The organism is Pseudomonas sp. MAFF 730105 (genome assembly GCF_055380705.1).
In genome coordinates, this window is the sequence record NZ_AP018438.1 from 5806326 (window position 1) to 5832267 (window position 25942).

24 protein-coding genes and 1 pseudogene are annotated in these 25942 nt (G+C 62.8%); 7 read left to right on the forward strand and 18 right to left on the reverse strand.

What is annotated here, in order from left to right:
- From lipB to PCOSP_RS25510, 11 genes are all read right to left on the reverse strand, one after another.
- On the reverse strand, positions 1-648 hold the full coding sequence (gene lipB / locus PCOSP_RS25460) for a lipoyl(octanoyl) transferase LipB (protein ID WP_464709760.1): 648 nt from the start codon (positions 646-648) through the stop codon (positions 1-3).
- Positions 648-923: a DUF493 domain-containing protein gene (locus PCOSP_RS25465; RefSeq protein ID WP_041024391.1), complete on the reverse strand. Its 276-nt coding sequence runs from the start codon at positions 921-923 to the stop codon at positions 648-650. The genes lipB and PCOSP_RS25465 overlap by 1 nt, the downstream gene beginning before the upstream one ends.
- A 79-nt stretch (positions 924-1002) precedes the next feature.
- A complete protein-coding gene (locus PCOSP_RS25470; protein ID WP_139649212.1) occupies positions 1003-2160 on the reverse strand; it encodes a D-alanyl-D-alanine carboxypeptidase family protein in 1158 nt (385 codons plus the stop codon).
- A gap of 169 nt (positions 2161-2329) precedes the next feature.
- Positions 2330-3355 carry a septal ring lytic transglycosylase RlpA family protein gene (locus PCOSP_RS25475; protein ID WP_041024393.1) on the reverse strand — a complete coding sequence of 342 codons (1026 nt, stop codon included), beginning with the start codon at positions 3353-3355 and terminating at the stop codon, positions 2330-2332.
- Positions 3355-4362, reverse strand: a complete 1008-nt coding sequence (gene mltB / locus PCOSP_RS25480; RefSeq protein ID WP_139649210.1) for a lytic murein transglycosylase B — start codon at positions 4360-4362, stop codon at positions 3355-3357. Before mltB ends, PCOSP_RS25475 begins: the two co-directional genes overlap by 1 nt.
- 17 nt (positions 4363-4379) lie before the next feature.
- A complete protein-coding gene (rodA, locus tag PCOSP_RS25485) occupies positions 4380-5483 on the reverse strand; it encodes a rod shape-determining protein RodA (RefSeq protein WP_175364255.1) in 1104 nt (367 codons plus the stop codon).
- 31 nt (positions 5484-5514) lie between these two features.
- Positions 5515-7410 (reverse strand): penicillin-binding protein 2, encoded by a 1896-nt coding sequence (gene mrdA, locus PCOSP_RS25490; protein ID WP_139649206.1) that lies wholly within the window; start codon positions 7408-7410, stop codon positions 5515-5517.
- A gap of 10 nt (positions 7411-7420) precedes the next feature.
- Entirely contained in the window at positions 7421-7888 is a 468-nt protein-coding gene (gene rlmH, locus PCOSP_RS25495; RefSeq protein ID WP_003185785.1) for a 23S rRNA (pseudouridine(1915)-N(3))-methyltransferase RlmH, read from the reverse strand.
- 9 nt (positions 7889-7897) lie between these two features.
- The gene (rsfS, locus tag PCOSP_RS25500; RefSeq protein WP_464709761.1) at positions 7898-8392 is read right to left on the reverse strand and encodes a ribosome silencing factor; all 495 of its coding nucleotides are present in this window, start codon (positions 8390-8392) and stop codon (positions 7898-7900) included.
- A gap of 69 nt (positions 8393-8461) precedes the next feature.
- Positions 8462-9106, reverse strand: a complete 645-nt coding sequence (nadD, locus tag PCOSP_RS25505) for a nicotinate-nucleotide adenylyltransferase (RefSeq protein WP_175364256.1) — start codon at positions 9104-9106, stop codon at positions 8462-8464.
- 43 nt (positions 9107-9149) lie between these two features.
- The gene (locus tag PCOSP_RS25510) at positions 9150-10421 is read right to left on the reverse strand and encodes a glutamate-5-semialdehyde dehydrogenase (RefSeq protein WP_464709762.1); all 1272 of its coding nucleotides are present in this window, start codon (positions 10419-10421) and stop codon (positions 9150-9152) included.
- 186 nt (positions 10422-10607) lie between these two features.
- On the opposite strand from PCOSP_RS25510, the gene PCOSP_RS25515 reads away from it, so the two are divergent.
- Together PCOSP_RS25515 and PCOSP_RS25520 are read left to right on the forward strand one after the other, a co-directional pair.
- A complete protein-coding gene (locus PCOSP_RS25515) occupies positions 10608-11288 on the forward strand; it encodes a DNA-3-methyladenine glycosylase (RefSeq protein WP_139649200.1) in 681 nt (226 codons plus the stop codon).
- Positions 11289-11468: 180 nt separating this feature from the next.
- Entirely contained in the window at positions 11469-12785 is a 1317-nt protein-coding gene (locus tag PCOSP_RS25520) for a bifunctional DedA family/phosphatase PAP2 family protein (RefSeq protein ID WP_464709763.1), read from the forward strand.
- Positions 12786-12927: 142 nt separating this feature from the next.
- Here PCOSP_RS25520 and PCOSP_RS25525 read toward each other — a convergent pair whose 3' ends face one another.
- Genes PCOSP_RS25525 through PCOSP_RS25535 form a run of 3 tightly spaced genes read right to left on the reverse strand, consistent with a single transcriptional unit; the run spans position 12928 to position 14609 of the window.
- Complete coding sequence (locus PCOSP_RS25525; RefSeq protein ID WP_139649196.1) at positions 12928-13518, reverse strand: LON peptidase substrate-binding domain-containing protein; 591 nt, start codon at positions 13516-13518, stop codon at positions 12928-12930.
- Between the two features lie 9 nt (positions 13519-13527).
- The gene (locus PCOSP_RS25530; protein ID WP_139649194.1) at positions 13528-14244 is read right to left on the reverse strand and encodes an LrgB family protein; all 717 of its coding nucleotides are present in this window, start codon (positions 14242-14244) and stop codon (positions 13528-13530) included.
- Positions 14241-14609, reverse strand: a complete 369-nt coding sequence (locus PCOSP_RS25535) for a CidA/LrgA family protein (RefSeq protein WP_139649192.1) — start codon at positions 14607-14609, stop codon at positions 14241-14243. The genes PCOSP_RS25530 and PCOSP_RS25535 overlap by 4 nt, the downstream gene beginning before the upstream one ends.
- A gap of 237 nt (positions 14610-14846) precedes the next feature.
- Between PCOSP_RS25535 and PCOSP_RS25540 the strand changes: the two genes are divergently transcribed.
- From PCOSP_RS25540 to PCOSP_RS25550, 3 genes are all read left to right on the forward strand, one after another.
- Positions 14847-15302 (forward strand): MaoC family dehydratase, encoded by a 456-nt coding sequence (locus PCOSP_RS25540; protein ID WP_139649190.1) that lies wholly within the window; start codon positions 14847-14849, stop codon positions 15300-15302.
- A 102-nt stretch (positions 15303-15404) separates the two neighbouring features.
- Positions 15405-17123: a C13 family peptidase gene (locus tag PCOSP_RS25545; RefSeq protein WP_175363183.1), complete on the forward strand. Its 1719-nt coding sequence runs from the start codon at positions 15405-15407 to the stop codon at positions 17121-17123.
- Positions 17124-17150: 27 nt separating this feature from the next.
- Positions 17151-17792: an oxidoreductase gene (locus tag PCOSP_RS25550; RefSeq protein ID WP_175386585.1), complete on the forward strand. Its 642-nt coding sequence runs from the start codon at positions 17151-17153 to the stop codon at positions 17790-17792.
- A 163-nt stretch (positions 17793-17955) separates the two neighbouring features.
- On the opposite strand, the pseudogene PCOSP_RS25555 reads toward PCOSP_RS25550, so the two are convergent.
- The 4 genes and pseudogenes from PCOSP_RS25555 to PCOSP_RS25570 form a co-directional block, all read right to left on the reverse strand.
- Positions 17956-18239 (reverse strand): annotated as a pseudogene (locus PCOSP_RS25555) (YceK/YidQ family lipoprotein).
- Positions 18232-18879 (reverse strand): flavin prenyltransferase UbiX, encoded by a 648-nt coding sequence (ubiX, locus tag PCOSP_RS25560; RefSeq protein ID WP_175363185.1) that lies wholly within the window; start codon positions 18877-18879, stop codon positions 18232-18234. Before ubiX ends, PCOSP_RS25555 begins: the two are co-directional and overlap by 8 nt.
- The gene (mpl, locus tag PCOSP_RS25565) at positions 18876-20225 is read right to left on the reverse strand and encodes a UDP-N-acetylmuramate:L-alanyl-gamma-D-glutamyl-meso-diaminopimelate ligase (protein ID WP_175386583.1); all 1350 of its coding nucleotides are present in this window, start codon (positions 20223-20225) and stop codon (positions 18876-18878) included. The genes ubiX and mpl overlap by 4 nt, the downstream gene beginning before the upstream one ends.
- A 202-nt stretch (positions 20226-20427) precedes the next feature.
- Positions 20428-22335, reverse strand: coding sequence for a sigma-54-dependent Fis family transcriptional regulator (locus tag PCOSP_RS25570; RefSeq protein ID WP_464709765.1), 1908 nt, complete (start codon positions 22333-22335; stop codon positions 20428-20430).
- A gap of 470 nt (positions 22336-22805) precedes the next feature.
- Here PCOSP_RS25570 and exaC point away from each other — a divergent pair, with 470 nt between their 5' ends.
- Both exaC and eat read left to right on the forward strand, forming a co-directional pair.
- Positions 22806-24326: an acetaldehyde dehydrogenase ExaC gene (gene exaC / locus PCOSP_RS25575; protein ID WP_053191367.1), complete on the forward strand. Its 1521-nt coding sequence runs from the start codon at positions 22806-22808 to the stop codon at positions 24324-24326.
- 237 nt (positions 24327-24563) lie between these two features.
- Positions 24564-25934, forward strand: a complete 1371-nt coding sequence (gene eat, locus PCOSP_RS25580; protein ID WP_139649177.1) for an ethanolamine permease — start codon at positions 24564-24566, stop codon at positions 25932-25934.
- The last annotated feature ends 8 nt before the right edge of the window (positions 25935-25942 follow it).

A 25942-nucleotide genomic window follows, 5' to 3' on the forward strand; every position in this document is an offset into this window, starting at 1 on the left:
TCAGTCGATTCCGCCCGTGAGGGTCGTCTGCTCAGCATAGTCGAGGTGTTTGACGAGCTGCGCGCGCAGCCGGGCACTTACCTCGGCAAATTCAATCGATCCTGTGTGATCGCGCAGCTGGGTCATCGCCAGCCCCGCGTAACCACAGGGATTAATCCGTCGAAACGGCGAAAGGTCCATGTCCACGTTCAACGCCAGGCCGTGAAACGAACAACCGTGGCGGATCCGCAGGCCCAGGGAGGCGATTTTCGCCCCGTCGACGTAGACCCCCGGCGCATCCGGCTTGGCCTGCGCCGTGACACCATAGCTGGCCAGCAGCTCGATCAGGCAGGTTTCCATGCGCGTCACCAGCTCACGCACACCGAACCCCAGCTTGCGCACATCCAGCAGCAGGTAGGCAACCAGCTGGCCGGGGCCATGGTAAGTCACCTGCCCGCCCCGGTCGACCTTCACCACCGGAATATCCCCCGGCAGCAGCAGGTGCTCGGCCTTGCCGGCCTGGCCCTGGGTGAACACCGGCGGGTGCTCCACCAGCCAGACTTCGTCTTCGGCGGTGTTGCCTCGTTCGATGGTGAAGCGCTGCATGGCATGCCAGACCGGCTCGTAAGCCATCTGACCCAGCTCGCGAAAGCCCAGCGTGCCCGGCATCACAACACCATGTGCACGACGCCGGTCGCCCGCAGCTCGCTATTGATGTCGTACAGCTGCTCCTGGCCGGTAGCAACGATGTGCAACTGGATCGTCGTGTACTTGCCATTGCTGCTCTGGCGCTCGGCCAGGGTCAGGAGATCGACGGTGGCGTGTTTCTCCAGAATGGCAACGACCTTGTCCTTGAAGCCCACTCCGGTGTCGCCAATCACTTTGATCGGATAGTCCTTGCAGGGAAATTCGATCTTTGGCGCCTTTACTTCTGAGTCTGTCATGGCGTAACGGCCTCGTAGACGTGAAAACGAACAAGGCCCCGCACCGGACAGGAACGGGGCCGTGCAGTCAACCTTCGATTCAGTTGAACAAGCCGTAGAAGAATAGCCGGATGCTATCCCACATGCGGCGGAAGATACCACCTTCCTCGACCGCGTCCAGCGCGATCAAGTCGGCGCTGTGCACCACTTTGTCTTCCAGTTTGACTTCAACCTTACCGATCACGTCGCCTTTGGCGATGGGGGCGGTCAGTTGCGGGTTCAGGGTCATGCTGGCAGCGAGCTTCTTGAGCTGGCCTTTTGGCAGGGTCATGGTCAGGTCTTCGGCCAGGCCGGCTTTGACCTGGCTGCTGGTGCCCTTCCAGACTTGGGCCTGGGCCAGTTCGGTGCCCTTCTGGTAGAACGTCTGGGTTTCGAAGAAGCGGAAACCGTAGGTCAGCAGTTTCTGGGTTTCAGCGGCACGGGCCACTTCGCTGCTGGTGCCGAACACCACGGCGATCAGGCGCATGCCGTCACGCACCGCCGAGGACACCATGCAGTAGCCGGCCTCGTCGGTGTGGCCGGTCTTCAGGCCGTCGACGGTCTTGTCGCGCCACAGCAACAGGTTACGGTTAGGCTGCTTGATGCCGTTCCAGAAGAATTCCTTCTGGGAATAGATGGCGTAGTGCGCCGGGTCTTCGTGGATGATCGCCCGGGCCAGGAGCGCCATGTCGTGCGCCGACGAGTAGTGCTCAGGGTTCGGCAGGCCAGTGGGGTTCATGAAGTGGCTGTTGGTCATGCCCAGGTCGGCGACCGTCTTGTTCATCATGTCGGCAAACGCGTCTTCGCTGCCCGCAATGTGCTCGGCCAGGGCGACGCTGGCGTCGTTGCCAGACTGGATGATGATGCCATGCAGCAGATCGCTGACGGTCACCTGCGAGCCGACCTTGATGAACATCCGCGAACCGCCGGTGCGCCAGGCGTTTTCGCTGACGGTCACCGGATCGTTCTCGCCGATCTGGCCGCGACGGATTTCCAGGGTCGCGATGTAGGCGGTCATCAGCTTGGTCAGGCTGGCTGGTGGCAGGCGCTGGTCACCGTTGTTCTCTACCAGCACCTCGCCGCTGCTGGCATCCATGAGCACAAAGGATTTGGCGGCCAATTGAGGGGGAGCCGGCATCATCTCGGCCGCGAACGCGGCAGGTGAAAGAAGCAGCGGGACTAGCAGGCAAAGGCGTTTGGCAAAGGTGGTGATATTCATCCGTCTCTCGAAATCGCTAATGGAAACTGCCCAAGGGCAATACTTAACAGGCAGCCTTCTTGACGGGCTGCCGCGTTTGCAAGTTGCTCACTCACACCCTTGCCGGGCTTTTGTTATTCATGGAGCCAACAACCGGACCCGCTCGAACCGCAAGCGGGCCTTCAATCAATCATTCGGCGGTGACCAGGCTCGGCGAACCGAGATTGGCCAGGCGCACGCTGTTCTGCACCTGCTGGACTTCACCCGGAGAACCGATCGGCCCCAGGCGCACCCGATGCAGTGTCTGCTGGTTGCGCACGATCGAGCTGATGAACACCGGAGCGCTCACCATCGAGCTCAGCTTCGAGCGGAGCAGTTCGGCAGCGTCCGGGTTGGCGAACGCGCCCACTTGCAGATACTGGCCAGACGCTGTTGCAGAAGCGTTTTTTTTTGCATCCAGCTGCACAGGCACTACGGCCGCGGCGTGTTGCTGCGGCGGTGGTGTCCATTGTTCGACCGTGCCGGTGGACGCCGTTACGGTCGGCGCGGCATTTTGCGCCACTTTTGGCTCGTTGAGCATCAAAGGCGCCGGACGGCCACGCTGGGCCCACCACTCCTGCGGGTCGATGCCCTCGACCTTGACCCGCGCGGTGCCGATTTCAGCGTAACCGAGTTTTTTCGCCGCCGCATACGACAGGTCGATGATACGGTCGGAATAGAACGGCCCACGGTCGTTGACTCGCAGGATCACGCTCTTGTTGTTGTCCAGGTTGGTCACCCGCACGTAACTGGGCAACGGCAGCGTCTTGTGGGCCGCGCTCATGCCGTACAGGTCATACACCTCGCCGTTGGCGGTGTTCTGGCCATGGAACTTGGTGCCATACCAGGACGCCGTGCCCGACGCGACGTAGGTCTTGGAGTCGGCCATCGGGAAATAGGTCTTGCCCAGCACCGTGTACGGGTTGGCCTTGTAGGGGCCGGTGTGCAGGGTTGGGGTGGCGTCGGGAATGCGCGAGACATCCACGTCCCACCACGGCGCGCCGTCCTTGTGGGCACGGTTGATGTCCAGGCCCGGCATGGCGCGCACGGCGGTGGAGCTCTTCTGGGTCGGTGCGCGACTGGTCGAACAACTGACGACCAACAGCGACAGCGCAGCCAGTGCCACGAACTTCAGGGGCCTGGCTTTCAGGGGTTGATAGGTAGGCAATGCCTGCATTATTTGACGCCCCGTGCTTTGACCAGCTCTTCAGACAGTTGATGCACAGCCATGGCGTACATCACACTGCGGTTATAACGCGTAATTGCGTAGAAATTCTTCAGGCCCATCCAGTATTCAGGACCCTGTTCACCTTCCAGGCGGATGGCGGTGACGGGCATGTCGTCACGCAGCGCATCATGACTCGACCAGCCCAGCGCCCGCAACTCCCCGACGGTTTTCGTCGGCTCGATGCCCTCGCTCAGGCCCTCGTCCACCTGGTCGCCACGCACGTCGGCACGGCTGACCACCGGTTGTCCGGCTTCCCAGCCGTGGCGCTTGAAATAGCTGGCAACGCTGCCGATGGCATCGGTGGGGTTGGTCCAGATATTGATGTGGCCATCGCCATCGAAATCCACCGCATAGGCGCGGAAACTGCTGGGCATGAACTGCGGCAGGCCCATGGCCCCGGCATAGGAGCCCTTGAGGGTCAGCGGATCGACCTGCTCCTCGCGGGCCAGCAACAGGAATTCACGCAGTTCCTTGCGGAAGAATTCGGCCCGCGGCGGATAATCGAAGCCCAGAGTCGACAGGGCGTCGATCACCCGGAAATTCCCGGTATTGCGGCCAAAGAAGGTCTCGACACCGATGATGGACACGATGACCTGGGCCGGCACACCGTATTCCTGCTCGGCGCGGGTCAAGGCGGCCTCGTGCTGGCGCCAGAAGTCCACACCCCGGGCGATGCGCGCCTCGGTGATGAACATCGGCCGGTATTCGCTCCACTGCTTGACCCGCTCGGCGGGCCGGGAGATCGCATCGAGGATCGACTGCTTGCGTTCGGCCTCGCGGAACACCCCCATCAGTTGCTCACCGGCAAAGCCGTAGTCGCGGGTCATTTCACCGACGAACTCGGCCACCTGCGGCGAGCCTTCGTAATCACCGGCCAAGGCGTGCGACGCACCGCCCAGGAGGCTGATCAGGCCGACCCACGCATGTCGCGTCGACCAGCCACGCATTGCTTGCATTGAACTCTTCACCTTATTCAAACCTGCGCGATCCACTTGCGGTGGGTATGGATCGACATCAAGACCCCAAACGCTGACAGTAGCGTCACCAGCGAAGTTCCTCCGTAGCTAATGAAGGGCAACGGCACTCCTACGACCGGCAACAAGCCACTGACCATACCGATGTTGACGAAAACGTAAACAAAAAACGTCATGGTCAGGCTGCCCGCCAGCAACTTGCCGAACAGGGTCTGGGCCTGGGCGGTGATGACCAGCCCCCGGCCGATCAGCAACAGATAGATCAGCAGCAGCAGACAGATCCCCACCAGGCCGAACTCCTCGCCCATCACGGCGATGATGAAGTCGGTGTGGCTTTCCGGCAGGAAGTCCAGGTGCGACTGGGTGCCCATCAGCCAGCCCTTGCCGAATACCCCACCGGAGCCGATGGCGGCCTTGGACTGGATGATGTTCCAGCCGGTGCCCAGCGGGTCGCTTTCCGGGTCGAGGAAGGTCAGGATGCGTTGCTTCTGGTAGTCATGCATCACGAAGTACCACATGGCCACCGACACCGGTATCGCGATGGCAACCACGCTCAGGATCCAGCGCCAGCGCAACCCACCCATGAACAGCACGAAGGCGCCACCGGCCAGGATCAGCAGTGAAGTACCGAGGTCCGGCTGGCGCACGATCAGGATGAACGGGATGCCGATCAGCAGCAGACTGATGCATACGTGCTTGAGCTGCGGCGGCAAGGTACGCTTGGACAAGTACCAGGCGATGGTCGCCGGCATGATGATCTTCAGGAACTCCGAAGGCTGGAAGCGGATCACCCCGGGGATGTTGATCCAGCGCGTGGCCCCCATGGCGTTATGGCCCATCACGTCCACCACCACCAGCAGGCTCACGCCCACCACATAGGCCAGCGGCACCCAGCGCGCCATGAAACGTGGTTCGAGCTGGGCAATGACGATCATCGACACCAGCCCGATGCCGAACGAGGTGGCCTGCTTGGCCAGCAGATCCCAGCTCTTGCCGCTGGCCGAATACAACACGAACAGGCTGCCCGCGGCCAGGATCAGCAGCAGGACCAGCAGCGGGCCATCGATGTGCATGCGCTGCAACAGCGTGGCGCGACGGCGCATCACGTCTTCGCTGGAGAGGATCCGGTCGAAATTATTCTTCACGGGCCGTAGCCTCCGCGGTGGTGGGGCTTGCGTACTCAGGCTTGAGCTGGCCGTGTTCATCCAGCAACCAGGCATCCATGACCTGGCGCACCACTGGCGCGGCGACACCAGAGCCCGACTCACCGTTCTCGACCATCACCGCCACAACGATCTTCGGGTTGTCGGCCGGGGCGAAACCGACGAACAGGGCGTGGTCGCGGTGGCGCTCCTGGACCTTGGAGCGGTCGTACTTCTCGCCCTGCTTGATCGCGACCACCTGGGCTGTACCGCTCTTGCCGGCGATGCGATAAGGCGAGCCGATTGCCGCCTTGCGCGCCGTACCCCGGGCACCGTGCATCACTTGCTGCATGCCGTTGTTGACCTTCTGCCAGTCCGACGGATTGTGCAGGACGATGTCTGGCATCGGGTCCGGGTCCACGGGCGGCTGGCCTTCGATGGTCTTGGCCAGGTGCGGGCGATGCCACTTGCCCTTGCTCGCCACCAGGGCCGTGGCCTGGGCCAGTTGCAAAGGCGTTGCCTGCATGTAGCCCTGGCCGATCCCCAGGATCAGGGTTTCACCCGGGAACCATGCCTGGCGCCGGGTCACCCGCTTCCATTCCCGGGAAGGCATCAGGCCGGGCGACTCCTCGAACATATCCAGGGAGACTTTCTGGCCGATGCCGAACTTACCCAGGTAAGACGACAACCGATCGATCCCCAGCTTGTGGGCCAGGTCATAGAAGTAGGTGTCGTTGGAACGCATGATCGCCGTTTCCAGGTCCACATAGCCGTCGCCGGTACGGTTCCAGTTGCGGTACTTGTGGTCGTAGTTGGGCAGCATGTAATAGCCGGGGTCGAAGACCCGGCTCGAGGCGGTCACCACGCCGGCGTCCAGCCCGGCAATCGCCACGGCCGGTTTGATGGTCGAGCCCGGCGGGTAGAGGCCGCGCAATACACGGTTGAACAGCGGCCGGTCGATGGAATCGCGCAACTCGGCATAGGCCTTGAAGCTGATGCCGGTGACGAACAGGTTCGGGTCGAAACTCGGCTGGCTGACCATCGCCAGGACCTCGCCGGTGGCCGGGTCCAGCGCCACCACGGCGCCCCGTCGTCCGCCCAGGGCCGCTTCGGCGGCTTCCTGCAACTTGATGTCCAGACTCAGGACAATGTCCTTGCCGGGAATCGGGTCGGTGCGCTTGAGAACCCGCAACACGCGACCACGGGCGTTGGTCTCGACTTCTTCGTAACCCACCTGGCCGTGCAGCTCGGGCTCGTAGAAGCGCTCGATGCCGGTCTTGCCGATGTGGTGGGTACCGCTGTAGTTGACCGGATCGAGGCTCTTGAGCTCTTTCTCGTTGATCCGCCCCATGTAGCCGACCGAGTGGGCAAAATGCGCCCCCTGGGGATAATGACGCACCAACTGCGCTACCACCTCGACGCCCGGCAGGCGGAACTGGTTCACCGCGATCAGGGCAATCTGCTCTTCGGTCAACTCGAACAGGATCGGCACCGGCTCGAACGGCCGACGTCCCTGGCGCATGCGCTTCTCGAAGATGGCCCGATCCTCGGGCGTCAGTTGCAGCACTTCGACGATGACATCCAGCACCTGTTGCCAATCGCCGGACCGCTCGCGGGTCATGCTCAGGCTGAAACTGGGCCGGTTGTCGGCCACCACCACGCCATTGCGGTCGAAAATCAACCCGCGGGTCGGCGGGATCGGCTGCACATGCACACGGTTGTTTTCCGACAGGGTCGAGTGGTACTCGTACTGGATCACCTGGAGGAAATAGAGCCGCGCGATCAGCACGCCGATCAGCGTCACCACGGTAATGGCGCCGAACACGACGCGACTGCGCACCAGGCGGGCGTCTTTTTCGTGGTCCTTGATGCGGATCGGCTGAGGCATGAGGGCAGGATTACTTGTGGTAAGGGTGCCCGGACAGGACTGTCCAGGCACGATACAACTGTTCACCGATCAGGATCCGCACCAACGGGTGCGGCAACGTCAGGGGCGACAACGACCAGCGCTGATCGGCCCGCGCACAGACTTCCGGCGCCAGCCCCTCCGGGCCACCGACCATGAAATTCACCGTGCGCGAGTCCAGCCGCCAGCGATCGAGCTCGACCGCCAGTTGCTCGGTGCTCCAGGGCTTGCCGTGGACCTCGAGGGTGACGATGCGCTCGTTCGGCCCGACCTTGGCCAGCATGGCTTCGCCTTCCTGGCGGATGAAGCGCGCCACGTCGGCGTTCTTCCCACGGGTGTTGAGCGGAATTTCCACCAGTTCCAGGGCCAGCTCGGAAGGAAGACGCTTGGCATATTCATGCCAGCCTTCTTCCACCCACTTGGGCATGCGGGAACCGACGGCGATCAGGCGCAGTCGCACAGCGATCCCTTACTGCTGGTCTTTGTTGAGCTTGGTGAAGTGCTCATGGGTGTTTTCAGGGCTGTGGTGACGGGCATCCGCCGCACGGCTCTGTTCGGCACCGGCCCACAGGCGCTCCAGGTCATAGAACTGGCGTGCCGAGGCGGTCATCATGTGCACGATGACATCGTCCATATCCAGCAGGACCCAGTCGCTGTCGCCCTTGCCTTCTTCGCCCAGCGGCTTGATACCCTGGGCCTTGACCGCTTCGCGGACCTTGTCCAGCATCGCGCCGATCTGGCGGTTGGAGGTACCGGTGGCGATGATCATGAAGTCAGTGATGCTCTGCTTTTCACGAACGTCGATCACCTGGATGTCCTGGGCCTTGACGTCTTCCAGGGCCGCAACGGCCACCTTGACCAGCTCTTCGCCGGCCAGCACGGCGCCAGTGTGCGCCTCCACGGGCAGCGGGGCGCTCTTGAAGGTGCCCTTGCGCTTTACTTTGTTTACGTCTTTCTCAGTCATATAAAACTCGTTTTGCTCGTATATTCGGGCGCTTCGCTACACGTACCACGTGCCTTGAAGCAGCCTCGTTCAGTTCGACGCACGGTACAGCCCGTGCGCATCGATGTAGGCCAGGACCGCGTCGGGCACCAGGAAACGTACCGACTTACCGCTGGCCAGCAGTTGACGGATCTGGGTGGCGGATACCGCGAGCGGTGTCTGCCAGACGAATGCAATCTGTCCGCTCGGCCCCTTGAGGGCCAGCGGGTCGCTCACCGAGCGTGCCGCCAGCAGGTTGCGCAAGGCATCCGGCGGCTCGCTGTCGGCATCCGGGCGTTGCAGCACCAGGATGTGGCAATGCTGGAGCAACTCTTCCCAGCGGTGCCAAGTGGGCAGGCCGCAAAATGCGTCCCAGCCCAGAAGCAGGAAAACCTGGGCGTCGGCGGCCATTTCGGCCCGCATCAGCTCCAGGGTGTCAATGGAGTAGGACGGTTTGTCCCGCTGCAATTCGCGGGCGTCCACCACCAGCGGCGACACGCCGGCCACCGCGCACTCGACCATCGCCAGACGGTCCTGCGCCGACACCTGCGGTGTATCCCGGTGAGGCGGCCTGGCGTTGGGCGTCAGGCGCAGCTCATCGAGGCCCAGGGCATCGGCGACTTCCAGCGCACCGCGCAAATGGCCGATGTGCACCGGGTCGAACGTGCCGCCCAGGATGCCGATGCGCCTGGGCACAGCTGTCGTCGTCACAGCGGCTGACGGGTCGAGGTCGCCCAAGTCAGACCGGCTCCTGTCCGCGCAACTGGCCATCACCGACCACGATGTACTTCTCGCAGGTCAGGCCTTCGAGGCCGACCGGGCCGCGGGCGTGCAGCTTATCAGTAGAAATGCCGATCTCGGCGCCCAATCCGTATTCAAAGCCATCGGCGAAGCAGGTCGGGGTGTTGATCATCACCGACGCCGAATCCACTTCAGCCAGGAAGCGCCGGGTTTCGCCCTGGTGTTCGCTGACGACGGCGTCGGTGTGGTGGGAGCCGTGACGATTGATGTGCTCGATGGCCTGGTCCAGACCGTCGACCACCCGGATCGACAGGATCGGCGCCAGATATTCGGTGTTCCAGTCCTCTTCGGTGGCTTGCGCCGCCTCGATGATCGCCCGGGTGCGCTCGCAACCCCGCAGTTCGACGCCTTTTTCGCGGAACTGAGCAGCCATCGCCGGCAGGAAGTCCTGGGCAACGGCCTGGTCCACCAGCAGGGTTTCCATCGCGCCGCAGATGCCGTAACGATAGGTCTTGGCGTTGAAGGCGATGCGCTGGGCCTTTGGCAGCTCGGCGTGAGCACTGACGTAGACGTGGCAGATACCGTCCAGGTGCTTGATCACCGGTACACGGGCATCGCGGCTGACCCGTTCGATCAGGCCCTTGCCGCCGCGCGGCACGATGACATCGACGAATTCGGGCATGGTGATCAGCGCGCCGACAGCGGCACGGTCGGTGGTTTCCACCACTTGCACCACGGCGGCCGGCAGACCGGCCTCGGCCAGGCCGCGCTGGATGCAGGCGGCAATGGCACGGTTGGAATGAATCGCCTCGGAACCGCCGCGCAGGATGGTCGCGTTACCGGACTTCAGGCACAGGCTCGCGGCGTCGATGGTCACGTTCGGCCGCGACTCGTAGATGATCCCGACCACGCCCAGGGGCACGCGCATCTTGCCGACCTGAATACCCGATGGCCGGTAGCTCATGTCGCGGATCGCCCCGACCGGGTCCGGCAGTGCCGCCACCTGGCGCAGACCGACGATCATGCCGTCGATGCGCGCCGGGGTCAGCGCCAGGCGCTCGAGCATGGCCGGCTCGAGGCCATTGGCCCGGCCGGCGGCCAGGTCGAGCTCATTGGCGGCGGACAACTCGGCGCGAGCGGCGTCCAGCGCATTGGCGGCGGCTTGCAGGGCGCGGTTTTTCTGCGCGGTGCTGGCACGGCCGATGATGCGCGACGCTTCGCGAGCGGCGCGACCCAGGCGGGTCATGTAGTCAAGAACGGACTCAGTCATGGTCTGTGTGGTCTTGGCGAAGAGGAAAGCGGCAGATTATAGCTGTCGTAACCCTCGACTAACAGCATGGACTCACAGTGGTGACCGGCGGAGGCGCAAAACTGTCAGGAATTTCACCTGTTCAGCGGCGATTAAGATTTCCATTGCTATCATCGCCCTTCCTTTGGCCTCAATTCGTCTACTGCCATGACCGATTCGCCACCTACGCCAAACGCCTTGCCCCATGCCTTTTTTGACCGCGACGCCCAGGTGCTCGCCAGGGACCTGCTGGGCAAAGTCATTCGCCACAGGGTCGGCGAGCTGTGGCTCAGCGCCCGAATCATCGAGACCGAAGCGTACTATTTCGCCGAAAAGGGCAGCCACGCCTCCCTGGGCTATACGGAAAAACGCAAGGCACTGTTTCTGGACGGCGGCCACATCTATATGTACTACGCCCGGGGCGGCGACTCGCTGAACTTCAGCGCCCAGGGACCGGGTAACGCGGTGCTGATCAAATCGGCGTACCCATGGGTCGATGGCATCTCCGGCCCGGACAGCCTGGCGCAGATGCTGCTGAACAATCCCGACGCCCAAGGCCGCCCACGTACGCCGCAGAAGCTCTGCGCCGGCCAGACCCTGCTGTGCAAGGCCTTGGGGCTGAAGGTGCCGGAATGGGACGCCAAACGCTTCGACCCTGAACGGTTGCTGGTGGAAGACGTGGCGGTGCCGACGGTCAATGTGATCCAGACCACCCGCCTGGGCATCCCACTGGGACGCGACGAGCATCTGCCCTACCGTTTCGTCGACGCCGCCTACGCACCGTGGTGCACCCGCAACCCGTTGCGGCGCGGACAGGTCGAGGGGCGCGATTATTTTTTGCTGCCATGAGCGATGCAACACAATTTCCTGTGGGAGCCAGGTTTTTTTGCTTCACAACAGATCCCCTGTGGGAGCGAGCCTGCTCGCGATGGCGTCCGTACATCCAATATTGATGTTGACTGACACACCGCTATCGCGAGCAGGCTCGCTCCCACAGTAAAACAATGCACATTCAATGGAGTTGTATTTATGGGCCCATGGCTCGATAGCATCACTGGCTGGCTAGCTGCCAACCCGCAATGGCTGGCGGTGGCGGTGTTCATCGTGGCGTGCGTGGAGTGCCTGGCGATTGCCGGGTTGATCGTACCGGGCACCGTGCTGCTGTTTGCCGTGGCGGTGCTGGCCGGCAGTGGCGCCTTGTCCCTGGGCGAGACACTGTTGCTGGGCTTGCTGGGAGGCTTGCTCGGGGACTTGGCCTCATATTTCCTCGGCCGGCACTTCCACCAGAACATCCGACGCCTGCCGGGACTGCGGCACCACCCGGAATGGATGAACGCGGCGGAAAGCTATTTCCAGCGCTACGGCATCGCCAGCCTGCTGGTGGGACGCTTTATCGGCCCGCTGCGACCGATGCTGCCGATGGTCGCCGGGATGTGCGACATGCCCTTCCCCCGCTTTGCCGCCGTCAGCCTGCTGGCCGCGTCGGGCTGGAGCGTGGCGTATCTTTTGCCGGGCTGGGCCACCGGGGCGGCGATTCGCCTGCCGTTGCCCGAAGGCTTCTGGCTACAGGCCGGCATCGTCATCGGCAGCGTCGCGGTGATGATCGGGTTGAGTGTCAACAGCAGCCTGCGGCGTCACCGACACGCCACGGCGCTGATTGCCGGCCTGGGCCTGGTGATCCTGCTTGGCCTGTTCATCGGCTTCCGCTACCTGACCGCCTTCGACCAAGGGTTGATGACCCTGGTCCAGGAACATCGCAGCCCGATGCTGGACGAGATCGCCGTGACCTTCACGCTGATCGGCGAATTCCGCTTCATGCTGATCTTCAGCGCCCTGCTGACCGGATTGCTGTTGCTGGCCCGCCAATGGCGACAGGCGATCTTCGCCGGCGCCACCATGCTGCTCACCGCCCTGGCCAATACCGGCAGCAAGCATTTCTTCGCCCGCGTGCGCCCGGAAATCCTGACCGATCCGCTGACCAGCTACAGCATGCCCAGTGGCCATGCCTCCGGTTCGTTCGCGCTGTTCCTGGCGCTCGCGGTCCTGGCCGGTCGCGGACAACCGCCACGCCTGCGCCTGACCTGGCTGCTCCTGGGCTGTCTGCCGGCGCTGGCGATTGCCTTGTCCCGGGTGTACCTGGGCGCCCATTGGCCCAGCGACATCCTGGCTGGCGCCATGCTCGCCGCCTGCGTCTGCGCCGCCGTCCTGTGGCTGAGCCAGCGCCAGACCCCGTTGCCCGCCATGCCGCCGAAGATCTGGTGGCTGATCCTGCCGGCGCTGGTGGCCGCATTCAGCTTCTTTGCCCTGCGGCACCTGCCCCATGGGATGCTGCGGTATGCCTATTGATGCAGACTGATTTCATCGGCACAGAGGAATCCCTGTGGGAGCGAGCCTGCTCGCGATGGCGGCGCCTCAGCCAACACCTGCTTCGCTGACACGCCGCCATCGCGAGCAGGCTCGCTCCCACAATGATTTGCGGTGAACAGCCTCAGGCGAAGAGCTCGCCCTGCAACTCATCGAGCAGCGCCTGAATCGCATCCAGGCGCTGTTGCGGATCATCCAGTTGCAGCAAGTCGATCTTGTCCAGCTCATTGAACGGCAGCAGGTAAGCCAGTTGATTGGCCAATGACTGTTGGCCGGTCGCCTCGGTGCCCATGTTCAGGGCCTCGACCATCGGGTGCTCGGCCAGGGCCTGGAGCAGCGCCACCAGGTCGGCGTCTTCGTCCTGCAGCGGTTGCTCCGGTTCATCCTCCAGCCATTCGACATCGGCCACGGTGAGCTGGTCGGCCTGGACACTGCTGCCATGCACGATAAAGCGGCGTCCGCCCTGCACGCGAATTCCCAGCAGGCCATTGTCCTGCTGGGAAAAGTCGGTGATCAGCGCCTCACAGCCGACCCGTGCATAACCTTGCGGCGCGATGCCGACTTCCTGCCCGTCCAGGATGCACACCACCCCGAACCCTTCGCCCTTCTTCATGCAGCGCCCGATCATGTCGAGGTAACGTGCCTCGAATATCTGCAAATCGAGAATGCAGCCGGGGAAAAGCACGGTGTTCAACGGAAAAAGCGGCAAATTCATAACTGTTTCCTAGACCGTCATCGACACTACCAGCGGCAGCAGCACCGCCGTGGCCACGCCCATCAGACTCATCGCCAGCGCCGCAAAGGCGCCGGACTCTTCGCTTTCCTGCAACGCCACTGAAGTCCCTACCGCATGAGCTGTCAGGCCCAGGGCCATGCCCCGGGCTTCAGGGCTGTGGACACCCAGCCTGGTCAGGATGCTCGGGCCCAGGATCGCCCCGAGCACACCGGTGATCAAGACGAACACCGCCGCCATGGCCGCCACGCCGCCGATCTGCTCGGCCACCAGCATCGCAATCGGAGAGGTCACCGATTTGGGCGCCATGGTCATCAGAATCATGTGCTCGGCGCCAAACGCCCAGCCCAGCAACACCGCGGAGCCGGTGGCGAACACCCCGCCTATCACCAGCGTAGTAAAGATCGGCCAGAACAATTGCCGGATCCGTCGCAGGTTCAGGTACAGCGGCACCGCCAGCGCGACCGTGGCCGGCCCCAGCAGGATGCTGAGGATTTCGGTGCTCTTGCGGTATTCGGCGTAGCTGATGCCGCAACTGACCAGCACACCGATCAGCAGCACCATCGACATCAGCACCGGTTGCAGGAATACCCAGCGGGTCTTTTCGAATGCCGCCAATACCAGTTGATAGGCCCCCAGGGTAATGCCGATGCCGAACAGCGGATGATGGATCACCGACGCCCAGGCGCCCTGCCAGTCGAGGATCATGGCTGGTCCTCTTCCACGGCCGCGACGTGATGCCGGCCCAGGCGCTGCATCAACACCCCGGTGAACGCCATGGACAGGACCAGCGACAACACCAGCGCGCCGACGATGGCCCAGAAATCGGCGGCGATGGCCCGGGCGTAGACCATCACCCCCACCGCCGGCGGCACCAGCAGCAACGGCAAGTAACGCAGCAAGCTGCTGGCGGCCAGGCTCAATGGCTCGGCGACTTCGCCACGGACGATCAAATAGCCCAGCAACAGCAGCAGGCCGATGATCGGCCCCGGCAGCACCGGCAAGAACAAATGATTGATGGCGGTGCCCAGCAATTGGAACAGCACCAGCCAGGTCAGGCCCCGTAGCAACATCCGTCCTCTCCCCTGCAACCTCTACCCAATGAAAGCGCCCGCATTATAAGCACGCCCAGGCTATGGACCGGCATTCGTAAAAAGCATGGTCAGTGACCTGCCCTGTGCGTCATGTTGATCTACAGTGGTTCCCGGGGGCGCTAGTGGCCTGTACGGCTAATTTGAGCACACGAATTGACCACGCAGGCCACCTACCCCCGTACCAAAGATAGAACCGATGAACCAAGGAGAGTCTCAATGCCCTATGTTCCCGTTGCAGCGCTCAAAGATTATGTCGGCAAGGAACTCGGACGTTCCGACTGGCTGACCATCGACCAGGACCGCATCAACCTGTTCGCCGAAGCCACAGGCGACTTTCAGTTCATCCACGTCGATCCGGTCAAGGCCGCACAGACGCCATTCGGCAGCACCATTGCCCACGGCTTCCTGTCGCTTTCGCTGATGCCCAAGCTGATGGAAGACATTCTGATCCTGCCTGAAGGCGTGAAAATGGTCGTCAACTACGGACTGGACAGCGTGCGCTTCATCCAGCCGGTAAAGGTCGATTCCAAGGTGCGGCTCAAAGTCGACCTGGTGGATGCCACCGAGAAAAAACCCGGCCAATGGCTGCTCAAAGCCAACGCCACGCTGGAAATCGAAGGCTCGGACAAACCGGCCTACATCGCCGAACCCCTGTCGCTCTGCTTCGTGTAACCCTTTGCGCATGCGAAACCGCCCAGGCAGTTTCGCACCGCTTCTCTAGTTCTATCGCGCATAGCTGCGGCATACTCGTCGCCTGATTACCTGGATCCCGTTATGCGCTTACTTTTCCCCCTGGCTTTGACCCTCCTGCTGGCCGCCTGCGGCGATGGCGAATCCCTGTTGCCGCCTGACGCACGCCTGCCCGATGGCGGACGCTATCGCGGCGATCTGGTGAACGGGCTGCTGCAGGGCCAGGGACGCATCGACTATCCCAACGGCAGTTGGTATGCCGGACAGTTCGACAAAGGCCAATGGCATGGCACCGGGGAATGGCACGGCAGCAATGGCGAAGTCTATCGCGGCCAGTTCCAGCAAGGCCTGTTCCACGGCCAGGGCAGCCTCGACACGCCCACCAGCAGCTACACCGGTGGCTTCAAGCTGGGGCGACGGGACGGCGAAGGCACGCTCAAGGAAAACGGCGTCACCTACCGCGGCGAATTCAAGGCCGACCGGTATTCGGGCCTCGGCCGCCTGGAGCTCGCCGACGGCAGCCAGTACCAGGGCCCGTTCGCCAACGGCAAGCCCAACGGCGATGGTCAGCGCTTCGATGCCGCCGGCAACCAGTTCACCGGGCATTTCGTCGATGGCCAGCTCCAGGGCAAAGGCACGTTCAACAGCGCCGAAGGCGATGTCTATGTCGGCAGCTTCAAGAACAACCAGCTCAACGGCCGCGGCCGCTACGAAAATGCCGACGGCGACGTCTGGATCGGCCAGTTCAAGGACGGCGCGCTCACCGGCAAGGGCGAGCTGATCGGCGCCGATGGCAGCCATTACCTCGGCCGCTTCAATGAATGGCGCTTTACCGGCCAGGGCCGCCTGAACCTGCCCGATGGCAGTTTTTACATCGGTGCGTTCGAAAACGACAGTTACCACGGGCGCGGCACCCTGGTGTTGACCGACGGCACGGTACAAAGCGGCACCTGGGCCAACGGCCAGCGGGTGCGCGATGCGGATGGCAAGCTGCTGCCGGACGTACTCGAACTCGGCCTGCTGTCACAGGGCCGCCTGCTGGACGACGCCCTGGCCCAGATCCCCGCTTCGACACCAGCAGTGGAGCTGTACAGCCTGACCCTGGGCGGAGACGGCAAGCAAAGCGTGTTCCTGCGCGAATCCGACTATGTTGCCAACATGCTCGCCAGCCGTTTCGGCGCGTTCGGCCAGATCCGCCTGGTCAATCATCGCGATCACCTGGGCGACCGCCCCATGGCGACCCGCGAAAGCCTGCGCCGCGCCGCCAGCACCCTGGCCGAACGCAGCGGCCCGGAAGACCTGATTTTCATCTACCTGACCAGCCATGGCACCAGCGAACATGAACTGGTACTCGACCAGCCACGCATGGAACTGGCCGACCTGCCCGCCGACGAACTGGCCGTGGTGCTGGCACCGCTGAAGAACCGCGACAAGATCGTGGTGATCTCGGCCTGCTACTCCGGCGGTTTCATCCCGGCGCTCAAGGACGAACGCACCCTGGTCATGACCGCTTCACGGGCCGACCGGGTGTCCTTCGGTTGCTCCGAGGAAGCCAACTTCACCTATTTCGGCGATGCGTTGTTCGCCCAGGCGCTGAACCAGACCGACGACCTGGAACAAGCCTTCAAGCTGGCCAAGGCCACTGTGGCCGAACGGGAGCAGGCGGATAATTTCGAGGCGTCCGAGCCGCAGATCTGGGCCCCCAGGACCGTCCTCTCCCACTGGCAACTGCTGCGCAAATTGCAGGCACGAAAAGCATTGCAAAGTGCTGCACTGAACGACGAGGCCAAAAAGAGCAACTAAGCTGAACCGTATCAAGGGGGAAACACTATGTACTTGACGCCTCAGCATGTTTTGCTCGCCGGCGCTACCGGATTGACCGGGGAACACCTGCTGGATCGGCTGCTCAACGAGCCGACCATCAGCCGCGTCCTGGCGCCCTCCCGCCGGCCGTTGGCCGAGCATCCACGCCTGGAAAACCCGGTTGGGGAACCGGCCGACGTATTGCCTCGCCTCAGCGGCCAGGTCGACATCGCCTTCTGCTGCCTCGGCACCACCATCAAGAAGGCCGGCTCGGAACAAGCCTTTCGCGCGGTGGACCTGGACCTGGTCGTGGCCTTCGCCAAACGTGCCCGGGCGCTGGGCGCACGGCATCTGGTGGTGATCAGCGCCCTGGGGGCTGATGCGAAGTCATCCGTCTTCTACAACCGGGTCAAAGGCGAAATGGAAGCCGCGCTCAAGGCCCAGGACTGGCCGCAGCTGACCATCTGCCGTCCTTCCCTGCTATTGGGTGAGCGCGTCGAACCCCGCCTGGCCGAGCAATTGGCCGGGCCCTTGTCGAAACTGATTCCCGGCAAGTACCACGGCATCGAAGCCTGCCAACTGGCCCGCGCCATGTGGCGCCTGGCGCTGGAAGAACAGGATGGGGTGCGGGTGGTGGAGTCGGATGAGTTGCGTAAGCTGGGCAAGTGACTCTTAAGGCTGCTGAAACAGGATTTTCAGCAGCAAACTGTGGGAGCAAGGCTTGCCCGCGATGAAGTTGACGCGTTTCTTGCCTTGGAACCGAGGCGGCCGCATCGCGAGCAAGCTTTGCTCCCACAGAAAGTGACCTCGCCATAAGGCCAGGATTCGGTGATTACAACCCACCCGTCGCCTGGAACCCCACCCCATCGCCGTAAACAACGACAACGGCAATAACAAGGTGTCGAGCAACGCACTGCCCGGCAGATCGACGCCAGGATAGCTCGGGGCTTCGGCGCCAAAGCGATCCTTGGCGCAGCAGCTACCGTTGAGGGCGTAAAGATCCAGGCGAGTACCCGCATACACCACCGGTGCGCCAGGCTTGGCGGCGTCGAGGGTGCGGGCGGTGGCGCAGCCGGTCAGTTGCAGCGCCAGCAGAACGATCAACAGCTTATTCATCACTGCTCAAATGGTGCTCGCCCCAGCGCGGCAACATGTCCTGGGGGATATTCATCAGGTTGAGAATCCGCGCGACCACGAAATCGATCAGATCGTCGATGGTCTGCGGCTGGTGATAGAAGCCCGGCGAGGCCGGCAGGATGGTCACGCCCATGTTCGACAACTTGAGCATGTGCTCCAGGTGAATGCTCGAATACGGCGCCTCCCGCGGCACGAGGATCAACTGGCGGCGCTCCTTGAGCGTCACGTCCGCGGCCCGTTCGATCAGGTTGTTGCAGGCCCCGGTGGCAATCGCCGACAGCGTGCCGGTGGAACACGGCACCACCACCATGGCCGCCGGCGAGCCGGAGCCCGACGCCACCGGCGACATCCAGTCTTCCTTGCCGTACACCCGGATCTGCCCCGCCGCCGCCCCGGTGTATTCGGTGAGGAAGGCCTGCATCATCTGGGTCTTGGCCGGCAGGGTCACGTCGGTTTCCGTAGCCATCACCAACTGCGCGGCCTTGGAAATGAGAAAGTGCACCTCACGGTCTTCCCGCACCAGGCAATCGAGCAGGCGCAAGCCGTACTGGGCGCCGGACGCACCGGTCATCGCCAGCGTGATGCGCTCCGGACCATTGCTCTCGAAGCGAGTGTTCATTGCAGCGCCTCAGCCAGTTTGCCGTGCAGGCCACCGAAGCCGCCGTTGCTCATGATCACCACGTGGGTGCCGGGCTGGGCCTGGCTCTTCACGCGCTCGATGATGCCTTCCAGGGAATCGCTGACAATCGACGGCACCGTGCACAGTGCGGCCGTGGCCCCCAGGTCCCAACCGAGGTTGGCCGGCGCATACCAGATCACCTGATCGGCATCGACCACGCTTTCCGGCAGGCCATCGCGGTGGGCGCCAAGTTTCATCGAGTTGGAGCGCGGCTCGATGATCGCGATCAGCGGCGCATCGCCAATACGTTTGCGCAAACCGTCGAGGGTGGTGGCAATGGCGGTCGGATGGTGGGCGAAATCATCATAGATGGTGATGCCGTGCACTTCGGCGACCTTTTCCATGCGACGCTTGACGCTCTTGAACGCACTCAATGCGGCAATGCCCATCGACGGCACCACACCCACATGACGCGCGGCCGCCAAGGTAGCCAGGGCGTTGGCGACGTTGTGCTGGCCGGTCAATTCCCACTCCACGACGCCTTGGGACTGGCCTTCGAACATCACCTCGAACTGCGAACCATCTTCCTTCAGCAACTTGACTTGCCACTGTCCGCCCGCGCCGGTGGTCTGCACCGGGGTCCAGCAGCCCATTTCGATGACCCGCTGCAAGGCCGGCTCGGTGGTCGGGTGAATCACCAGGCCTTCGCTTGGAATGGTGCGCACCAGATGGTGGAATTGCCGCTCGATGGCCGCCAGATCAGGGAAGATGTCCGCGTGATCGAATTCCAGGTTATTCAGGATCGCCGTGCGCGGGCGGTAGTGGACGAATTTCGAACGCTTGTCGAAAAACGCACTGTCGTATTCATCGGCTTCGATCACGAAGAACGGCGTACCGCCCAGGCGCGCCGACACCGAGAAATTCTGCGGCACACCGCCGATCAGGAAGCCCGGACTCATGCCCGCGTGTTCCAACACCCAGGCGAGCATGCTGCTGGTGGTGGTCTTGCCGTGGGTACCCGCCACAGCCAGGACCCAACGGCCCTGCAACACGTGGTCGGCCAGCCACTGCGGCCCGGACACATACGGCAGGCCTTTGTTGAGCACGTACTCCACCGCCGGGTTGCCACGGGACATGGCGTTGCCTATGACCACCAGGTCCGGTGCCGGGTCCAGTTGCGCCGGGTCATAACCCTGGGTCAGCTCGATGCCCTGAGCTTCCAGTTGAGTGCTCATCGGCGGGTAGACGTTGGCGTCGGAACCGGTCACATGATGGCCCAGCTCCTTGGCCAAGACCGCCATCGAACCCATGAAAGTGCCGCAAATACCGAGAATATGGATGTGCATAGTCGACCTCGTAAAACATGGCCGCAGGTTAGCGTAGGGAGGGGGAAATCGCACCTTGTCTTTAAGGCACACCCAAATCCCTGTGGGAGCGAGCCTGCTCGCGATGACGTCGGCACATGCAACATGGCCGCAAGCTGATCCACCGCTATCGCGAGCAGGCTCGCTCCCACAGGGGGGGCTTCGGTGCCTGGAGGAGCGGTGATCAGCGAGCGATCGCGTGTTTGCGCAGTTTCCGGTAGAGGGTATTGCGGCTGATGCCCAGTTGCTCGGCCGTGTTGGTCATGTGCCAGCGGGTCTGTTCCAGCGCATTGAGCAACGCCAGACGTTCCGCATCCTCCAGCGGATGTTCGGACGCGGGTGTTTCCTCCAATGCCGGGCGTGCCTGGCGAATCATCGCCGGCAGGTCGTCCAGCCCGACCCTGCCACCGTCGCACAACGCGGCGAGGGTGCGCAGGACGTTACGCATCTGCCGCACGTTGCCCGGCCAGTCGAACGCCAGGAGCGCCCGGCGCGCCGGTTCGTCGATGAACACTGTCTCGGTGCCACTTTCTTCGGCCAGCAGAAAATCCAGCAACTGCGACTTGTCGCTGCGCTCGCGCAATGCCGGCAAAGGAATTTCCAGGCCGTTGAGCCGGTAGTACAAGTCCTCGCGGAAGCTGCCGTCCTGCACCCGCTCAAGCAATTGCCGGTGGGTGGCGCTGATGATGCGCACGTTCACCATCTCGGGTTCGCCGCCAATAGGCACCACTTGGCGATCCTCCAACACCCGCAGCAAACGGGTCTGCAAAGTCAAGGGCATATCGCCGATTTCATCCAGGAACAAGGTGCCGCCGTCGGCCTGTTGCAGCTTGCCGCGCATGCCCTCCTTGCGGGCACCGGTAAAGCTGCCACCGCGATAGCCGAACAGCTCGCTCTCGATCAGGCTTTCGGGGATGGCTGCACAATTGAGGGCAACGAAGTTTTTCCCGGCGCGCTGGCTGGCGTGATGCACGGCCTTGGCGAAGGCTTCCTTGCCACAACCGGTTTCACCGTTGATCAGCAGCGGTACATCACGCTCGAACACCCGCAACGCCTTGCGGAAATGCTCCTGCAGTTGCGCATCCCCCAGGCAGATGCCCGTCAGTCGCGCAGGCTCCATGGCTTTGGGCGCCGGGACAAGCGGAACCGGGATGCTACGAGGCTGACCACGCAGCACCGCGAACAAATGCCGACCATCACGGGTGCGCAGCGGCCAACTGGCGCTGGCCTGGGCGCTGGCCCGGCCCAGCAACTCGTCCAGTGAACAATCGAAAAACGCCTCTACCGGCTGGCCCAGCAAGCCACCACGAATGTGCCCCAGCAGGTTGAGTGCACTCTGGTTGACGGCGCTGATCCGCCCTTCTCCATCGAACGCCAGCAGCCCTTCGCTGAACAACCCCACGGACTCGGCCTGCAGATGAAAGCGCAGCAACCATTGATTGTCGAAGCAGCGCAGGAAATAGCAGCTCTCGATCATCTTCGCCGAGAGATTGACCAACGCCATGGTGTGGAACTGGCTCTGGCGCGACACGTCCGGCCGGGCCGAGGACACGTCGAGCACCGCCAGCAGTTCGCCATGTGGGTCGAACACCGGGCTGGCCGAGCAGGTCAGGCCGGTGTGGCGACCACGAAAATGTTCTTCCTGATGGATGGTCAGCGCCTGGCGCTCCACCAGGCAGGTGCCGATGCCATTGGTGCCTTCGCAGGCTTCGCTCCAATCGGCACCGAGCCAGAGGCCGGCCCGTTCGAAAATCTTGCGCTCGCTGGGAGCGGTGACGCAGTTGAGGATCACGCCCCGGGCGTCGGTGAGCAGCACCGCGTGGCCGGCGCCGGACAATTGCTGGTGCAGGCTGGTCATTTCGGAACCGGCAATGTGCAGCACTTGCTGCAGACGCTCGCGGCTTTCCAGCACCCGGCCATGCTCAAGCACCGTCGGCGCCAGGTTCTGGGCTGGGTCCAGGTGATAGTCCTCGAGGCAGCGCAGCCAGGAACGGGCAATCGACGGATCGCTGCCGGGTCCTTGCAGATGGGCCTTGCCCTGGGTAACTGTCAGGACCTGCTGGGCATGGCGACTCAAATGGTTGCTGTGCATTTCTTATTATTCTCCCCGAAGGTTGCGGCCTTGCTGGAGTCACTGCTGAACACCTAGCCCCAGGTAAAGGGTTGTTTCTGTGGGAGCAAGGCTTGCCCGCGATTGCCTTGGCGCGGATCACAGGTAGACCGCGTCATCGTTCATCGCGGGCAAGCCTTGCTCCCACCGAATGCCCGCGTCTCCATCGATACTTGGGCAACTCACAGATTGCCCCAGCATCCTCCAGGCACAAGCGCTTTGCAATGCTGGCGTGACCCGTCGGTCAACGGCTGTCTCACAATTGGCACAAAGTGTCACACCCTCTGTATCGCAATCGTCACGCGGGGCCTCCATTGGTCCGAAGAAATCCCCTCAACGTCTTGATTTCCGGGCTCTGCACGGCAATGGCCCGACCTTTGCTCTAGGCTTAAATACCAGCGCTCAATTTGCGCGGCCTCCCGTATAAGCACAAAAGCCAAGGAGAACTCACCATGCGTTACGCTCACCCCGGTACTGAAGGCGCTATCGTCTCGTTCAAGAGCAAATACGGTAACTACATCGGCGGCGAGTTCGTCGCGCCTGTCAAAGGTCAGTACTTCACCAATACTTCCCCGGTCAATGGCCAGCCCATTGCCGAATTCCCGCGTTCCACGGCCGAAGACATCGAAAAAGCCCTGGACGCCGCCCACGCCGCTGCCGATGCCTGGGGCGCCACCTCGGTCCAGGCCCGTTCGCTGATCCTGCTGAAAATCGCCGACCGCATCGAACAGAACCTCGAAACCCTGGCGATCACCGAATCCTGGGACAACGGCAAGGCCGTGCGCGAAACCCTCAACGCCGACATCCCCCTGGCCGCCGACCACTTCCGCTACTTCGCCGGTTGCCTGCGGGCCCAGGAAGGCAGCGCCGCCGAGATCGACGGCAACACCGTGGCCTATCACATCCACGAGCCGCTGGGCGTGGTCGGGCAGATCATCCCGTGGAACTTCCCGCTGCTGATGGCCGCCTGGAAACTCGCCCCGGCCCTGGCCGCCGGCAACTGCGTGGTGCTCAAGCCCGCCGAGCAAACCCCACTGGGCATCTGCGTGCTCATGGAACTGATCGGTGACCTGCTGCCGCCCGGCGTGCTGAACGTAGTGCAAGGTTTCGGCAAGGAAGCTGGCGAAGCCCTGGCGACCAGCAAGCGCATCGCCAAGATTGCCTTCACCGGTTCGACCCCGGTCGGCTCGCACATCATGAAATGCGCCGCCGAAAACATCATCCCGTCCACCGTGGAACTGGGCGGCAAGTCGCCAAACATCTTCTTTGAAGACATCATGCAGGCCGAGCCGAGCTTCATCGAGAAGGCCGCCGAAGGTCTGGTGCTGGCGTTCTTCAACCAGGGTGAAGTCTGCACCTGCCCGTCCCGCGCCCTGGTGCAGGAATCGATCTACGACGAATTCATGCAAGTGGTGATGAAGAAGATCGAGCAGATCAAACGCGGCGACCCGCTGGACACCGACACCATGGTCGGCGCCCAGGCGTCCGAGCAGCAGTTCGACAAGATCCTCTCGTACCTGGAAATCGCCAAGGGCGAAGGCGCCCAGTTGCTGACCGGCGGCCAGGTGGAAAAACTCGAAGGCAACCTCGCCAGCGGGTATTACATCCAGCCGACCCTGCTCAAGGGCACCAACAAGATGCGCGTGTTCCAGGAAGAAATCTTCGGCCCGGTAGTGAGCATCACCACCTTCAAGGATGAAGCCGAAGCCCTGGCCATCGCCAACGACACCGAGTTCGGCCTCGGCGCCGGCCTGTGGACCCGCGACATCAACCGCGCCTACCGCATGGGCCGGGCGATCAAGGCCGGTCGCGTCTGGACCAACTGCTACCACCTCTACCCGGCCCATGCGGCGTTCGGTGGCTACAAGAAATCCGGCGTAGGGCGTGAAACCCACAAGATGATGCTCGATCACTACCAGCAGACCAAGAACCTGCTGGTGAGCTACGACATCAATCCGCTGGGCTTTTTCTAAGCCTGGAGCTGATCGTTCCCACGCTCTGCGTGGGAACGCCTCAACGGATGCTCTGCGTTCGGCTTGAAGGAGCGCGGAGCGCCCCAGGCTGCATTCCCACGCGGAGCGTGGGAACGATCGACAAGAAGTCCTCCATCCACACCATAGAATCAATGCCCTGTCGCTGGCATGAGCTTTGCGTATCCGCTGCACACCCCTACTGAAAGTCCAACAGATCAAAAAGAACAGCGAGGACTTATGACAACTAATACCCAACTCAAACCCACACTCGGCACCCTCCATTTATGGGGCATCGCCGTCGGCCTGGTGATCTCGGGCGAATACTTCGGCTGGAGTTACGGCTGGGGCACCGCGGGGACCCTCGGGTTTCTGATCACTGCGCTGATGGTGGCGCTGATGTACACCTGTTTCATCTTCAGTTTTACCGAACTGACCACCGCGATCCCCCACGCGGGCGGGCCGTTCGCCTACAGCCGGCGGGCCTTTGGCGAGAAAGGCGGCCTGATTGCCGGGATCGCCACGCTGATCGAATTCGTCTTTGCGCCACCGGCCATCGCCATGGCCATCGGTGCTTACCTCAACGTGCAGTTTCCGGATCTGGACCCCAAGATCGCAGCGGTCGGCGCCTACATCGTGTTCATGACTCTCAACATCCTCGGCGTCAGCATCGCCGCGGCGTTCGAGCTGGTGGTCACTGTGCTGGCGGTGGCCGAACTGCTGGTGTTCATGGGCGTGGTCGCACCGGGTTTCAGCTTCAGTAACTTCGTGCTCAACGGCTGGTCTGGTGCAAACGAGTTCAGCCTCGCTTCAATTCCGGGCATTTTTGCGGCGATCCCCTTCGCGATCTGGTTCTTCCTCGCCATCGAAGGCGCGGCCATGGCCGCCGAAGAAGCCAAGGACCCGAAACGCACGATTCCCCGTGCCTACGTCAGCGGCATCCTGACCCTGGTGTTCCTGGCCATCGGCGTAATGATCATGGCCGGTGGCGTGGGCGACTGGCGCCAGCTGTCGAACATCAACGACCCGCTGCCCCAGGCCATGAAAGCCGTGGTCGGCAATAACTCCACCTGGATGCACATGCTGGTGTGGATCGGCCTGTTCGGCCTCGTGGCAAGCTTCCACGGGATCATCCTCGGCTACTCGCGGCAGTTCTTCGCCCTGGCCCGGGCCGGCTACCTGCCACGGAGCCTGGCGAAACTGTCGCGCTTCCAGACCCCGCACCGGGCGATCCTGGCCGGCGGCGTCATCGGCATCGCGGCGATCTACAGCGATGGCCTGGTGAACCTGCAGGGCATGAGCCTGACGGCGGCGATGATCACCATGTCGGTGTTCGGCGCCATCGTGATGTACATCATCAGCATGCTCAGCCTGTTCCGGTTGCGTAAGGTCGAACCGAACCTGGAACGCACCTTCCGCGCCCCGGGCTACCCCATCGTGCCGGGCATCGCGCTGTTCCTGGCCGTGGTGTGCCTGGTAGCAATGGCCTGGTTCAATACCCTGATCGGGCTGGTCTTCCTCGCCTTCATGTTCGTTGGCTATCTGTACTTCCAACTGACCGCCAAACAACGCTCCGATGCCCCGGCGGACGCTATGCTCACAGGTATCTGACAGTGCAC